Annotated in this window: 13 protein-coding genes; 7 read left to right on the top strand and 6 right to left on the bottom strand. The window is 69.0% G+C overall.

Annotated elements, in window-relative coordinates; genetic code table 11:
- Positions 1-27: 27 nt before the first annotated feature.
- The 4 genes from pqqB to pqqE are packed head-to-tail and all read left to right on the top strand — an operon-like array spanning position 28 to position 3132.
- Positions 28-957: a pyrroloquinoline quinone biosynthesis protein PqqB gene (pqqB, locus tag H1Q64_RS12540; RefSeq protein ID WP_237903757.1), complete on the top strand. Its 930-nt coding sequence runs from the start codon at positions 28-30 to the stop codon at positions 955-957.
- On the top strand, positions 954-1730 hold the full coding sequence (gene pqqC / locus H1Q64_RS12545; protein WP_201044627.1) for a pyrroloquinoline-quinone synthase PqqC: 777 nt from the start codon (positions 954-956) through the stop codon (positions 1728-1730). The genes pqqB and pqqC overlap by 4 nt, the downstream gene beginning before the upstream one ends.
- Entirely contained in the window at positions 1727-2029 is a 303-nt protein-coding gene (locus H1Q64_RS12550) for a PqqD family peptide modification chaperone (RefSeq protein WP_237903758.1), read from the top strand. The genes pqqC and H1Q64_RS12550 overlap by 4 nt, the downstream gene beginning before the upstream one ends.
- A complete protein-coding gene (pqqE, locus tag H1Q64_RS12555) occupies positions 2026-3132 on the top strand; it encodes a pyrroloquinoline quinone biosynthesis protein PqqE (RefSeq protein ID WP_237903759.1) in 1107 nt (368 codons plus the stop codon). The genes H1Q64_RS12550 and pqqE overlap by 4 nt, the downstream gene beginning before the upstream one ends.
- 45 nt (positions 3133-3177) lie before the next feature.
- Here pqqE and H1Q64_RS12560 read toward each other — a convergent pair whose 3' ends face one another.
- The 6 genes from H1Q64_RS12560 to tpiA all read right to left on the bottom strand — a co-directional run bounded on the left by H1Q64_RS12560 (position 3178) and on the right by tpiA (position 8499).
- On the bottom strand, positions 3178-3615 hold the full coding sequence (locus tag H1Q64_RS12560; RefSeq protein WP_137140421.1) for a ComEA family DNA-binding protein: 438 nt from the start codon (positions 3613-3615) through the stop codon (positions 3178-3180).
- A 106-nt stretch (positions 3616-3721) separates the two neighbouring features.
- Complete coding sequence (gene kdsA / locus H1Q64_RS12565) at positions 3722-4549, bottom strand: 3-deoxy-8-phosphooctulonate synthase (protein WP_237903760.1); 828 nt, start codon at positions 4547-4549, stop codon at positions 3722-3724.
- A 103-nt stretch (positions 4550-4652) separates the two neighbouring features.
- Positions 4653-5351 carry a dienelactone hydrolase family protein gene (locus H1Q64_RS12570; protein ID WP_237903761.1) on the bottom strand — a complete coding sequence of 233 codons (699 nt, stop codon included), beginning with the start codon at positions 5349-5351 and terminating at the stop codon, positions 4653-4655.
- 142 nt (positions 5352-5493) lie between these two features.
- Positions 5494-7122, bottom strand: coding sequence for a CTP synthase (locus H1Q64_RS12575; RefSeq protein ID WP_237903762.1), 1629 nt, complete (start codon positions 7120-7122; stop codon positions 5494-5496).
- 160 nt (positions 7123-7282) lie between these two features.
- The gene (secG, locus tag H1Q64_RS12580; RefSeq protein ID WP_038528272.1) at positions 7283-7615 is read right to left on the bottom strand and encodes a preprotein translocase subunit SecG; all 333 of its coding nucleotides are present in this window, start codon (positions 7613-7615) and stop codon (positions 7283-7285) included.
- Positions 7616-7743: 128 nt separating this feature from the next.
- Positions 7744-8499: a triose-phosphate isomerase gene (gene tpiA / locus H1Q64_RS12585; RefSeq protein ID WP_237904942.1), complete on the bottom strand. Its 756-nt coding sequence runs from the start codon at positions 8497-8499 to the stop codon at positions 7744-7746.
- A 228-nt stretch (positions 8500-8727) separates the two neighbouring features.
- Between tpiA and H1Q64_RS12590 the strand changes: the two genes are divergently transcribed.
- Genes H1Q64_RS12590 through H1Q64_RS12600 form a run of 3 tightly spaced genes read left to right on the top strand, consistent with a single transcriptional unit; the run spans position 8728 to position 12961 of the window.
- Positions 8728-10614, top strand: a complete 1887-nt coding sequence (locus H1Q64_RS12590) for a SurA N-terminal domain-containing protein (protein ID WP_237903763.1) — start codon at positions 8728-8730, stop codon at positions 10612-10614.
- A gap of 24 nt (positions 10615-10638) precedes the next feature.
- Positions 10639-12150, top strand: coding sequence for an anthranilate synthase component I (gene trpE, locus H1Q64_RS12595; protein ID WP_237903764.1), 1512 nt, complete (start codon positions 10639-10641; stop codon positions 12148-12150).
- A gap of 7 nt (positions 12151-12157) precedes the next feature.
- Positions 12158-12961: a hypothetical protein gene (locus H1Q64_RS12600; RefSeq protein WP_237903765.1), complete on the top strand. Its 804-nt coding sequence runs from the start codon at positions 12158-12160 to the stop codon at positions 12959-12961.
- The last annotated feature ends 190 nt before the right edge of the window (positions 12962-13151 follow it).

The following is a 13151-nucleotide window of genomic DNA, read 5'->3' on the forward strand; positions in this document are numbered from 1 at the left end:
GGGCCGCCTGACTAGGAAAGGCACCCCATGCTGACGATCCTCGTCCTTGGCTCCGCCGCGGGCGGCGGTTTTCCCCAGTGGAACTGCAACTGCGCGGGCTGCCGCCGCGCCCGCTCCGGCGACCCGGCAGCCCGGCCGCGCACCCAATCGTCGCTCGCCGTCAGCGGCGGCGACGGGCGCTGGCTGCTGCTGAACGCCTCGCCGGACATCGGCCGGCAGATCCTCGCCAACCCAGCGCTGCATCCGCAGACCGCCGTGCGCCACAGCCCCATCGCCGCGGCGGTGCTGACCAACGCCGACATCGACCATGTGGCGGGCCTGCTGACGCTGCGCGAATCCCAGCCGCTGGCCGTCTACGCCACCGACCGGGTGCACCGCGTGCTGGAGGCGAACGCCGTCTTCCGCGTGGTCAACCCGGAGCTGGCGCCGCGCCGCCCCATGGCGCTGGACCGGCCCTGGGTTCCCGCCGACGCCACCGGAACCCCCTTCCCCTTCGAGATCGAAGCCTTCGCCGTGCCCGGCAAGGTCGCGCTCTATCTGGAGGACCCGTCCGCCGCCGGCTTCGGCTCGGTGGCGGAGGACACGGTGGCTTTGCGCATCCGCGACCGCAACGGCGACGGGGAATTCTTCTACATCCCCGGCTGCTCGGCCATGCCGGGCTGGCTGGCCGACCGGCTGCGCGGGGCGCCGCTGGTGCTGTTCGACGGCACCACCTGGACCGACGATGAGATGATCCGCGCCGGCACCGGCAGCAAGACGGGCCAGCGCATGGGCCACATGGCGATGTCCGGCCCGGACGGCTCGATCGCCGCCTTCGCGGACCTGGGCGTGCGGCGCAAGGTCTTCGTCCACATCAACAACACCAATCCGGCCCTGCTGGACGACTCGCCCGAACGGGCCGCCGCCGCCGCCGAAGGTTGGGAAATCGCCCACGACGGGATGGAGTTCACCCTATGACGTCACTGCTGTCGCGCGAAGGTCTGGAACGTGAGCTGCGCGCCATCGGCGAGCGCCAGTACCACGACCTCCACCCCTTCCACAAACTGCTGCATGGCGGGAAGCTGAAGCGCGGTCAGGTCCAGGCCTGGGCGCTGAACCGCTTCTACTATCAGGTCTGCATCCCCAAGAAGGATCTGGCCCTGATGGCGCGGATGGACGATCCGGCGCTGCGCCGCATCTGGATTCAGCGCGTGCTCGACCATGACGGCTTCGGCGAGAGCCGGGAGCGCGAGGAGGGCAAGGTCGGCGGAATCGAGCGCTGGCTGCGCCTGACCGACGGGCTGGGGCTGGACCGCGACTATGTCACCTCGCTGAGGGGCATCCTGCCGGCGACCCGCTACGCCGTCGATTCCTACGTCAACTTCGTGTCGAGCAAATCGACGCTGGAAGCCGTCGCCTCGTCCCTGACCGAGCTGTTCGCCCCGGCCATCCACCGCGAGCGCATCGCCGGGTTCGAGGCCTACTACGCCTTTGCCAACGACGCCACCCTGTCCTATTTCCGCAAGCGGCTCGACGAGGCGCCGCGTGACGTCGAGTTCGGGCTCGAATACGTGCTCGACAACGCCCGGACACCGGAGCAGCAGCAGCAGGTGATCGCCGCGCTGCGCCACAAGGCGGAGCTTCTCTGGGCGCAGCTGGACGCGCTGCACCACGCCTATGTGTCGCCCGGCCTGATCCCGCCCGGCGCCTTCGTGCCGGACGACATGGAACCGCCGGTCTACGCGCGATGACAGACGGCGTGAGCGAGGAGGACCGGGTTCGGCTGGCTCCGGGCGTCATGCTCCGCCAGGACCGGGTGCGCGGCCACTGGCAGCTTCTGGGGCCGGAGCGCGTGCTGATCCTGGACGAGGTGGCGCTGGAGGTGGTGCGGGCCGTCACTGCACAGTCTCCGGAAGGGCAGCCTCCGGTGACGGTGGGCGCGGCCATCGCGACGCTGGCCGCACAATTCGACGCGCCGCGGGAGGAGATCGCCGCGGATGTGTTGGAAGTGTTGGGCGACATGATCACGAAGGGGTTCCTGACCCGATGACCTTCTGTGGCGCCACGACCGGACTCGAACCGCCGCTGGCCCTGCTGGCGGAACTGACGCACCGCTGCCCGCTGCGCTGCGCCTACTGCTCCAACCCGCTGGCCCTCGACCCGGCCAGCCGGGAGCTGGACACCGCCGCGTGGTGCCGCGTGCTCGACGAGGCGGCGGACCTCGGCATCATCCAAGTGCATTTCTCCGGCGGCGAGCCGACGGCGCGCAAGGATCTGGAGGTGCTGATCGCCCACGCCACCGCGGCCGGGCTCTACGCCAACCTCATCACCTCGGCGGTGCTGCTCGACCGGGCGCGGCTGGAGCGGCTGCGCGACGCCGGGCTGCAGCATGTGCAGATCGGCTTCCAGGACACAGTGCCGGCCAAGGCCGAACTGATCAGCGGCTTTCCCGGCGGCCAGCCGAAGAAGCTGGAGGTGGCACGCGCGGTCACCGACGTCGGCATGGCGCTGACCGTCAACGCCATCGTGCAGCGCCACAACATCGACCGGGTCGATGATTTCATCGACATGGCGCTGGAGCTGAAGGCCGGCCGCATCGAGATCGCCAACGTCCAGTATTACGGCTGGGCGCTGAAGAACCGCGCCGCCCTGATGCCGACCCGCGAGCAGCTGGTCCGCATGGACGAGCGGGTGCGCGCCCGCCTGCCGGAGCTGAAGGGCCGGCTGGTCGTCGACTACGTGGTGCCGGACTATTACGCCAAGCGCCCCAAGGCCTGCATGGGCGGCTGGGGGCGCAAGTTCCTGAACGTAACGCCCAGCGGCTCGGTCCTGCCCTGCCACGCCGCCGAGACGATCCCCGGCATGAGTTTCGACCGGGTGACGGAGCGTCCGCTGGCCGACATCTGGACCAACTCCGCGGCCTTCCAGCGCTACCGCGGCACCGACTGGATGCCCCAGCCCTGCCGGAGCTGCGACCAGAAGGAAATCGACTGGGGCGGCTGCCGCTGCCAGGCGCTGGCGCTGACCGGAAGCGCCGACAACACCGACCCGGTGTGCGACCTCTCGGAGCATCATAGTCTGCTCGCCGAGATCGCCGCGGAGGACGGCGGCACGGCCGAGGCGCCGATCACCTACCGGAGCTTCAGCCTGTAAGGGCGGCCCCCATTCCACAGTTTAGGAAAGAGGGCCGCTTCCATCTCACTTCTTCGGGGCGGTCGCCGCCGAGGCGCTGGTCTTGGAGCCGCCGACCGCGGCGATCCGGCCCTTGATGTCGTCGTAGACGTTCTGCGGGACGATCTTCTTGCTGACCAGCTCGTCCTTGGACCGGTAGGGGCGGTTCTTCACGATAGCCTCGGACCGCGCCTCGCCGATTCCCGGCAGGGTCTGAAGCTCGTCCTTGCCGGCGGTGTTGAGGTCGATGACCTTGGCCTTCGCCGTCGTCGACGACGATCCGCTGCCCATCGGCGGCGCGGTGGTGGTGCCGCTGTGGCCCGGCGGCATGGCCGGCTTGGCCTGCGGCATCGGCGTGGTGGAAGGCGTTGCGGACGGCGCGGTCGATTGCGCAAAAGCGGGAACGGCGATCATCGCGCCAACACTGGCGATGGCGGCGATGGCGCACAGGCGGATCGGCTTCATGGCGTTGCTCCATGGCTCATTCCGCGGGCGCTCCACCATAAGCGCGGCGCCCGCGGTGCCAAGGCAACGCCGGGACCGCCACGCCGTTCCCAAACCTGTCCTTTCGTCAGCCTTTTGCGAGCCGATCGAAGGCCTGGAGCCGCGCCAGCAGGGCCGGCATCTCCTTCAGCGGGACCATGTTCGGGCCGTCGCTGGGGGCGCAGTCCGGATTCTCGTGGGTCTCCATGAAGACGGCGGCGACGCCCACCGCGATGGCGGCGCGCGCCAGCACCGGAACGAACTCGCGCTGGCCGCCGGAGGTGGTGCCCTGCCCGCCCGGCTGCTGCACGGAGTGGGTGGCGTCGAAAACCACCGGGAAACCGGTCTCCGCCATGATCGGCAGGGACCGCATGTCCGACACCAGCGTGTTGTAGCCGAAGCTGGCGCCGCGCTCGCACAGCAGCACCTTCTCGTTGCCCGACGCCACCAGCTTCGCCGCGACGTTCTTCATGTCCCAGGGGGCGAGGAACTGGCCCTTCTTCACGTTGACCGCCCGGCCCGTCTTGGCCGCTGCGATCAGCAGATCGGTCTGGCGGCACAGGAAGGCGGGGATCTGGAGGACGTCCATCACCTCGGCCACCGCGGCGCACTGGTCGGCCTCGTGCACGTCGGTGATCACCGGGCAACCGAACCGCTCCTTGATTTCCGCGAAGATCGGCAGCGCCTTGTCCATGCCGAGGCCGCGCGCCGTGCTGATGGAGGTGCGGTTGGCCTTGTCGAAGGAGGATTTGTAGATCAGCCCGATGCCCAGCGCGCCGGTCATCTCCACCAGCGCCGCCGCCGTCTCCAGCGCGTGGTCGCGGCTTTCCATCTGACACGGGCCGGCGATCAGGGTGAAGGGCCGGTCGTTGGCGATGGTCAGGTTGCCGATTTGGACGGTCTTGGCGGTGGTCATCCCGTGCTCTCCAAAAAGCAATGCGAGGGGACGCATGCTGATGCCCCCCTCGCGCTGCCCATTCCTTCCCAGATATCGGCGATCCCGGTCAACCGGAATGGAGTCAACCCAGATGCTGCTTGAAGAAGGCTGCCGTGCGTCCGTTGGCCAGCTCCGCCGCCTGCGCATCGAAATGGGCGCCGCCCGCGCGGGCGAAGGCGTGGTCCACACCCGGATAGACGTGGGCGGTGACGTTCGGGTTGCCCTTCACCGCGGCCAGCACCTTGTCCCGCGCCTCCGCCGGGACGAACTGGTCCTTTTCGGCGATGTGCATCAGCAGAGGCTTGGTGATGCTCGCCGCCTCGCCGATCAGAGCGTCCAGACCGACGCCGTAATAGCTGACGTTTGCATCGGAATCTGAACGCGCCGCCATCATGAAGGCGAGCCGGCCGCCCAGGCAGTAGCCCACCGACCCGGCCTTGCCCGTGCAGCCGGGATTCTGGCGCAGCCACGCCAGGGTGGCCTTGAGGTCGTCCACCGCCTTGTCCTGGTCAATGCCGTTCATCAGGGCGAAGGCGCGGTTCCACTCCTCCTGGGTCTTGTCGGTGATCTGGACGCCCGGCTCCTGACGCCAGAACAGGTCCGGGCAGACAGCCAGCCAGCCCTGGGCGGCGAAGCCGTCGCACAGGTCGCGCATGACCTGATTGACCCCGAAGATTTCCTGGATGACGACGAGTCCCGGCGCCGGCCCGCCGCCCGCCGGCTTGGCCACATAGGCGGAAAAGCTGCCGCCGTCGCCGGCGGGAATGCTGATGTCGGTCATGGTGGTGTCCCTTCCCTTGGTTTTTCCCTGGCCCATAACGCAAAAGCGGCGACCGTTGGCTCGGCCGCCGCTCTCACTATACCCACCGGAAACCCGGAACCGGAACACGCGGGGGAGGAATGCCCTCCCCCGTATGGTCACGTCACACCAGCCGGCTCTGCTCAATCGCCGCCTTGATGAAGGAGGTGAAGAGCGGATGCGGGTCGAAGGGCTTGGACTTCAGCTCCGGGTGGAACTGGACGCCGATGAACCAGGGATGGTCCGGGATCTCGACGATCTCGGGCAGCTCGCCGTCCGGCGACAGGCCGGAGAACAGCAGGCCGACCTTCTCCAGCCGGTCCTTGTAATAGACGTTCACCTCGTAGCGGTGGCGGTGCCGCTCGGTGATGTCGGTGGTGCCATAGACCTCCGCGACCTTGCTGCCGGGGACCAGCTTCGCCGGGTAGGTGCCGAGACGCATGGTGCCGCCGAGATCGGTGCCTTCCGTGCGCTTCTCCAGGCTGTTGCCGCGCATCCACTCGGTCATCAGGCCGACCACCGGGTTGCCGGGCTTGCCCAGCTCGGTCGAGCCGGCGTCGACGATCCCGGCCATGTTGCGGGCCGACTCGATCACCGCCATCTGCATGCCGAAGCAGATGCCGAAATACGGCACCTTGCGCTCGCGGGCGAACTGGGCGGCGCGGATCTTGCCCTCCGTGCCGCGCGAGCCGAAGCCGCCCGGCACCAGGATGCCGTGGACGTTCTCCAGCCGCTGCACGGCGCTGTCGTCCTCGAAGATCTCCGAGTCGATCCAGTCGAGCTTGACCTTCACGTTGTTGGCGATGCCGCCGTGGGTCAGCGCCTCGGCCAGCGACTTGTAGCTGTCGAGCAGGCTGGTGTACTTGCCGACGACGGCGATGGTCACCTCGCCCTGCGGCTTGCGCACGCGCTCGACGATGCTGGTCCAGCGCGACAGGTCCGGCTTGCCCTCGGTCGGCAGGCCGAAATAGGCCAGAACCTGGGTGTCGAAGCCTTCCTCGTGGTAGCTGACCGGTACCTGATAGATCGAATCGACGTCCAGGGCGGCGATGACGCGCTCCGGCCGGATGTTGCAGAACAGCGCGATCTTGCGGCGCTCGTTGTCCGGAATCGGGCGATCGGCGCGGCAGAGCAGGATGTTGGCCTGGATGCCCATGCCCAGCAGTTCCTTCACGGAATGCTGGGTCGGCTTGGTCTTCAGTTCGCCCGCCGTCGGGATGTAGGGCAGCAGGGTCAGGTGGATGAACAGGGCGTTCTCCGGACCGACCTCGTTGCCGAACTGGCGAATGGCTTCCAGGAAGGGGGTCGACTCGATGTCGCCCACCGTGCCGCCGATCTCGCAGAGGATGAAGTCCTCGTCGGTCGTGTCGGCGCCAATGAAGTCCTTGATCTGGTCCGTGACGTGCGGAATCACCTGCACGGTCGCGCCCAGATAGTCGCCGCGGCGCTCCTTGGCGATCACGTTCGAATAGATACGGCCCGTGGTGATGTTGTCGCCACGGCGCGCGGCCACGCCGGTGAAGCGCTCGTAATGGCCGAGGTCGAGGTCGGTCTCAGCGCCGTCGTCGGTCACATAGACCTCGCCGTGCTGGTACGGGCTCATCGTGCCGGGGTCCACGTTCAGGTACGGGTCCAGCTTGCGCAGCCGCACCTTGTAGCCGCGCGCCTGGAGAAGCGCCCCAAGCGCCGCCGACGCCAGACCTTTGCCCAGCGAGGAAACGACGCCACCGGTGATGAAGATGTAGCGAGTCATGTCCGTCCGAAGACCTTCAGAGCCTGATCCGTTCCCCGAATTCGGATCGTCCCCCGGGCGCTGCCCAGATCGACAATCCTCAAAAGAAAGAGGCGGCTTCGGGGGAGGCCGCCTCACGTCGGACCCGGCCGGAGCCGCGTCGCGTTTTGCCGGGCCGCTGTTACTGGGCGACCGGCGGAGCGGGCTGCGCCGGCGCGGCCGGCTGGGCTGGGGCCGCCGGGGCGACCGGCTGGGCCGGCATCGTGTCGATGATCGAGGTCGGCGCCCTGTGCGCACCCGCCAGGACCGCCAGGACCAGGCTGGTCGCCATGAAGCAGCCCGCCAGGATGCCGGTGGTCCGCGTCAGCAGATTGGCGGTGCCGCGGGTGGACATCATGCCCCCCATATTGCCGCCGCCGATGCCGAGACCGCCGCCTTCCGAACGCTGGATCAGGATGACCCCGACGAGCGCCAGGGCGATCAGCAGGTGAATGACCAGAAGCACCGATTCCATGCAACCCGTTCCCTTGATCCCTTCCCGGAGCGATCCGCAGGGACCGCCCAAACCAACAGCGCGCCACGGACCTTGGCAAGGGCCCGTGGCGCGCGCCCACTGTTTTTAACGCGGTCCTGCGCGATATGCTAGCGGCAACTGGTGGCGATCGCCCAGAAATCGTCCGCCTTCAGCGCGGCGCCGCCGACCAGCGCGCCGTCCACATTCTCCACCGCCATCAGTTCCGCGGCGTTGCCCGGCTTGACCGAGCCGCCGTAGAGGACGCGCACTGCGCCGGGATCGGCGGTCTTGCCGGCCAGCTCCGCCCGGATGTGGGCGTGCATCGCCTTGACGTCGTCGGGGGTCGCGGTCTTACCGGTGCCGATGGCCCAGACCGGCTCGTAGGCGATGACGGTGTTCGCCGCGGTGGCGCCTTCCGGGATGGAGCCCTTGAGCTGGCTGGCGACGACGCTGTTCGCCTGCCCGGCGTCGCGCTGGGCCTCCGTCTCGCCGACGCAGATGATGGCGATCAGGCCCGCCTTGTGGGCGGCGGCGGCCTTGGCGGAGACCTGGGCGTCGGATTCTGCGTGGTCGGCGCGGCGCTCCGAATGGCCGAGGATGACGTAGCGGCAGCCGGCGTCGGTCAGCATGGCCGGGCTGACGTCGCCGGTGTGCGCGCCGGAGGTCTTGGCGTGGCAGTCCTGCGCGCCCAGCGCCAGCGGGCTGCCGGAAATCGCGTCTCCCACCGGGAACAGCAGCGGGAAGGGCGGGCACACCAGCATGTCGAAGGCGACCGTCCCGGCTCCCGTCAGGCGCCCGGCGAGGTCCGAGGCCAGATCCAGCCCGTCGGCCTTCAGCCCGTTCATCTTCCAGTTCCCGGCAATCAGTTTGCGGCGTGCGGCCATGGCGTTTTCGTCCTCCGGCTCTCGTTTGTTGATGTGGGCGTTGTCGCGGGTGTTCGTTTTCAAAGTGCGCCCTCTGTCTAGCAAGGAGCGGCTGGCATTTCCACCCGTCCAACGGGTTCTTTCCGATGGGGAATCGCGGGGGAAATGGGGTGTTGCCGGGCTTTCGCGGGGTGCCTATGATGCCGCCCCGGCCGCAGGGCCGCCCTTTGCGCACTCACTTCGGGTCCCATGCTTCAGTTCATCCGCACTTACGCCGGTTCGTGGGTCGTCAAGATCCTGTTCGTGCTCCTCATCGTCAGCTTCGCGGCCTGGGGCATCGGCGACATGATCCGCACAGGCGGGATCTCCAGCACCGTCGCCTCCGTCGGGAAGGTGGAGATCGACCGGGCGGAGCTGGACCAGGAGTTCCGCCGCCAGATGGAGCGGCTGCGCCCGATGATGGGCGGCAACCTGACGACGGAGCAGGCGCGCCAGTTCGGCCTTCTCGACCAGTCGCTGTCGGCGCTGGTGCAGCGCGCGCTCTACGATCAGGCGGCGCGCGACGCCGGGATCTCGGTCGGCCCGGACGTGGTGCGCCAGCGCATCGCCGAGGAGCCGGCCTTCCGCAACGCGCAGAACCAGTTCGACGCGGCCCAGTTCCGCAGCGTGCTGCGCAACAACCAACTGACCGAGGACGGCTACGTCGCCCTGCTGCGCCGCGAGACCGCGCGCGAGCTGGTCGCCGGTGCGGTCGGCGCCGGGGTGACCCCGCCGAAGCCGCTGGTCCAGGATCTCTACCGCTTCCGCGGGGAGCGCCGCGTGGCCGAGGTGGTCACCCTGCCCAACGCCGCCATCGGCGACGTCGGCGTGCCCGACGACGCTGAACTGACCCGTTATTACGAGGATCATCAGGTCCGCTTCACCGCGCCGGAATACCGCGCGCTGAGCATCGCCCAGCTCTCCGCCGACGAGATCGCCAAGGACATCCAGATCCCCGACGCCGAACTGCGCGCTGCCTATGACGAGCGCGCCGACGAACTCGGCACGCCGGAGCGGCGCACGGTGGGGATGGTTCTGGCCGACGACGAAGCGAAGGCGAAGCAGATCGCCGAGGCCGCCAAGACCAAGGGCCTGACCGTCGCCGCCAAGGACGCCGGGACCGACGTCATCACGCTCGACAACGTCACCCGCAACGAGCTGCCGGAGATCGGCGACGCCGCCTTCGCGCTGGCCCAGGGTGCGGTCAGCGACGCGGTGCGCAGCGGGTTGGGCTGGCACGTCCTGACGGTCACCGCCATCCAGCCGGGCGCCACCAAGAGCTTCGAGGAGGCCCGCGACCAGCTCCTGGCCGAGCTGCGCAAGGAGAAGGCGATGGATTCGCTCTACTCCATCGCCAACCGGGTCGAGGACCAGCTCGCCAGCGGCGCCCCGCTGGAGGAGGTCGCTCAGGCCCAGTCGCTGCCCATCGCCAAGATCGCCGCGGTGGACAGCAGCGGCAAGGCGCCGGACGGCAAGGACGCCGCCCCGGGCCGCCCGAACTTCGCCGCCATGGTGCAGACCGCCTTCCAGCTCGCCTCCGGCGCCACCTCGAACCTGACCGAAGCGCCCAACAACGTCTTCTACGCCGTGCGCGTCGACGGCGTGACGCCGGCCGCGCCCAAGCCGCTGGCCGAGGTGCGCGATCAGGCCGTCGCCGGCTGGCAGGACGACAAGCGCGCCAAGCTGGCCGCCGAGAAGGCCCAGGACATCGCCGCCAAGCTGAAGCAGGGCTCGGAGGCCGCGGCGCAGGACGTCGCCAGCCAGTCCGGCGCCAGCTTCGCCATGACCACGCCCTTCACCCGCGACGCCCGTTCGGTCGAGGGGCTGCCGGGCGAGCTGGTGCGCAAGCTGTTCGAGGTGAAGCCCGGCGAGACGGTGACCGGCGCCACCGCCGACAGCCAGGTCGTCGCCCGCCTGAAGGAGATCATCCCGGCGGACCCGGCGGCGGCCGACGCCACGCTGGCGACCGTGGAGAGCACCGTCGCCCAGGGGCTGGAAAGCGACATCATGGCCCAATTCGGCAACGCGCTGCGCAACAGCTACCCGGTCGAGGTTCACCGCAACCGCATCGACCAGTTCTTCGCCAGCGGCAACTAATCCCACTCAATCGAGGCCCGTCCCGTGAAGGTTCAGCCGGAATCCGCCGCCTTCCACACCGCTTATGAGGCCGGCAAGCCGCAGGTGGTGTGGACCACGCTGGTCAGCGATCTGGAGACCCCGGTCTCCGCCTACATGAAGCTGGCCGACGGGCGGCCCTTCGGCTTCCTTTTCGAATCGGCGGAGCGCGGGGCGGGATCGCGGCGCGACCGCTATTCGGTGATCGGCTTCAAGCCTGATCTGGTGTGGCGCTGCCGCCGCGACCGGGCGGAGGTGAACCGCAACGCCCTGCACGACCGGGACGCCTATGAGCCCATCGACGCCGCCCCGCTGGAGTCGCTGCGCGCCCTCATCAACGAGAGCCGCATCGACCTGCCGGACGCCCTGCCGCCGATGGCCGCCGGCCTGTTCGGCTACCTGACCTACGACATGGTCCGGCTGATGGAACGTCTGCCGGACGACAACCCGGACGAGTTGGGCATCCCCGACGCCATCCTGTCCCGTCCCAGCATCGTCGCCATCTTCGACAGCCACACCGATTCGGTGACGCTGGTCACCCCCGTCTGGCCGAAGCCGGGGATCGACGGCAACGCCGCCTACGGCGACGCCCGCGAGCGGCTGATGGACGCGGTGGCCGATCTGGAGCGCCCCCTGCCCTACCGGCGGGAGCCGCGGACCAAGGACGGGCTGCCGCTCGCCTGGACCTCCAACACGACGCGCGAGGAGTATCACGCGATCGTGGAGCGGGCGAAGGAGTACATCCGGGCCGGCGACATCTTCCAGGTCGTGCCGTCCCAGCGCATCCGCTTCCCCTTCAAGCCGTCGCCGCTGGCGCTGTACCGCACGCTGCGCCGCCTGAACCCGTCGCCCTTCCTGTTCCACTGCGACTTCGGCGAGCTGTCGGTCGTCGGCTCCAGCCCGGAGATCCTGGTGCGCGTGCGCGACGGCAAGGTGACCGTCCGCCCCATCGCCGGCACCCGCAAGCGTGGCGCCACGGCGGCGGAGGACCAGGCGCTTGCCGAGGACCTGCTGAGCGATCCGAAAGAGCTGGCCGAGCATCTGATGCTGCTCGATCTCGGCCGCAACGACGTGGGCCGGGTGGCGCGCACCGGTACCGTCAAGGTGACGCAGAAGATGATCGTGGAGCTGTACAGCCACGTCATGCACATCGTCTCCAACGTCGAGGGTGACCTCGACCCGAAGCACGACGCGCTGGACGCCCTGATCGCCGGCTTCCCGGCCGGCACCGTGTCGGGCGCACCGAAGGTCCGCGCCATGCAGATCATCGACGAGTTGGAAAAGGCCCGCCGCGGCGTCTACGCCGGCTGCGTCGGCTATTTCGGCGCGTCGGGCGCCATGGACACCTGCATCGCGCTGCGCACCGCCGTCCTGAAGGACGGCATGATGTATGTGCAGGCTGGCGGCGGCGTGGTCGCCGACAGCGATCCCGAGGCCGAGTATCAGGAGACCGTCAACAAGTCGATGGCCCTGATCCGCGCCGCGGAGGAAACCGTCCGCGAGACCTCCGCCCGGTAAGGACCGAATGCCCTTCGATGCGCTGCTGCTGCCGCTGATCGTCAAGATCGTGGCGGCGGCCCTGGTCGTCGTCGCCGCCTCGCTGGCGGCGGAGAAGGCCGGCCCCTTCTATGGCGGCATGATCACCGCCCTGCCCGTCTCGACCGGACCGGCCTTCGTGATGCTCGCGATGGAGCATGGCGACGGCTTCGTCGCCGACGCCGCCCTGTCGGGGATGGTCGGGAACGCAACGATCGTCCTCTATCTGGCGCTTCTGGTGCGGATCGCCCCGCTCTGGAGCATGCCAGCGACGGTCATCGCCAGTTCCGTCTTCTGGATCGCCATGGCGTCCACTCTGCGCTCCGCCGTCGCGTGGACGCTGCCGCTGGCGCTGCTGCTGACGCTGGCCTGCTACGGGATCGCCGCCTGGGTGGTCTCCGCCCCGATTCCGGCGGACAAGGTGGTCCGGACGGCGCGATCACGCTGGTACGACATCCCGGCCCGCGCCGGTCTCGTCGGCCTTCTGGTTGCGACGGTGACCACGCTCAGCCACAGCATCGGCCCGGCGGCCACCGGAATCGCCGCCGTGTTCCCCATCGCCCTGACCAGCCTGACGGTGATCCTGCACGGCCGCATGGGTGGCGGCGTGGTCGCCGCGGCGATGCGCAGCGCGCTGCTGACCAACCCCGGCCTCGCCTTGGCGCTGACCACCGCCCATCTGCTGGCCCAACCGGCCGGGCGCACCGTGGCGCTGAGCGTCGCCCTGGTGGTATCGCTGTCCTGGGCCGGCGTCCTTCTGGTCTGGCGGCTGCGCCGTCCACAGACGGCCTGATCGCGGAAATCGAGTCCGGTTCCCTCCACGGCCTTCCTCACCGCTGCCAAGGCGGGTCCACCTCGGTGACCGCGCCGCCCCTTGTGATGGCGCGCACCATTTCCCCCCAGCACCTTTGATCCGCGGAACTTGGCCGCCGATGACGCTCAAGCCATCGGCGGATAGCATTTCACGACGATCCGCGCCGGGC

Origin of the sequence: Azospirillum brasilense (genome assembly GCF_022023855.1) — a bacterium.
Classification (GTDB): Bacteria; Pseudomonadota; Alphaproteobacteria; order Azospirillales; family Azospirillaceae; genus Azospirillum; species Azospirillum brasilense_F.

Bases quoted from the DNA above. Each gene is read 5' to 3' on its own strand.
- H1Q64_RS12560 (WP_137140421.1), bottom strand. From the start codon at position 3,615: ATGAAGCCGATCCGCCTGTGCGCCATCGCCGCCATCGCCAGTGTTGGC.
- H1Q64_RS12590 (WP_237903763.1), top strand. From the start codon at position 8,728: ATGCTTCAGTTCATCCGCACTTACGCCGGTTCGTGGGTCGTCAAGATC.
- pqqE (WP_237903759.1), top strand. From the start codon at position 2,026: ATGACCTTCTGTGGCGCCACGACCGGACTCGAACCGCCGCTGGCCCTG.
- kdsA (WP_237903760.1), bottom strand. From the start codon at position 4,549: ATGACCACCGCCAAGACCGTCCAAATCGGCAACCTGACCATCGCCAAC.
- tpiA (WP_237904942.1), bottom strand. From the start codon at position 8,499: ATGGCCGCACGCCGCAAACTGATTGCCGGGAACTGGAAGATGAACGGG.
- H1Q64_RS12575 (WP_237903762.1), bottom strand. From the start codon at position 7,122: ATGACTCGCTACATCTTCATCACCGGTGGCGTCGTTTCCTCGCTGGGC.
- H1Q64_RS12600 (WP_237903765.1), top strand. From the start codon at position 12,158: ATGCCCTTCGATGCGCTGCTGCTGCCGCTGATCGTCAAGATCGTGGCG.
- H1Q64_RS12570 (WP_237903761.1), bottom strand. From the start codon at position 5,351: ATGACCGACATCAGCATTCCCGCCGGCGACGGCGGCAGCTTTTCCGCC.
- pqqC (WP_201044627.1), top strand. From the start codon at position 954: ATGACGTCACTGCTGTCGCGCGAAGGTCTGGAACGTGAGCTGCGCGCC.
- pqqB (WP_237903757.1), top strand. From the start codon at position 28: ATGCTGACGATCCTCGTCCTTGGCTCCGCCGCGGGCGGCGGTTTTCCC.
- secG (WP_038528272.1), bottom strand. From the start codon at position 7,615: ATGGAATCGGTGCTTCTGGTCATTCACCTGCTGATCGCCCTGGCGCTC.
- H1Q64_RS12550 (WP_237903758.1), top strand. From the start codon at position 1,727: ATGACAGACGGCGTGAGCGAGGAGGACCGGGTTCGGCTGGCTCCGGGC.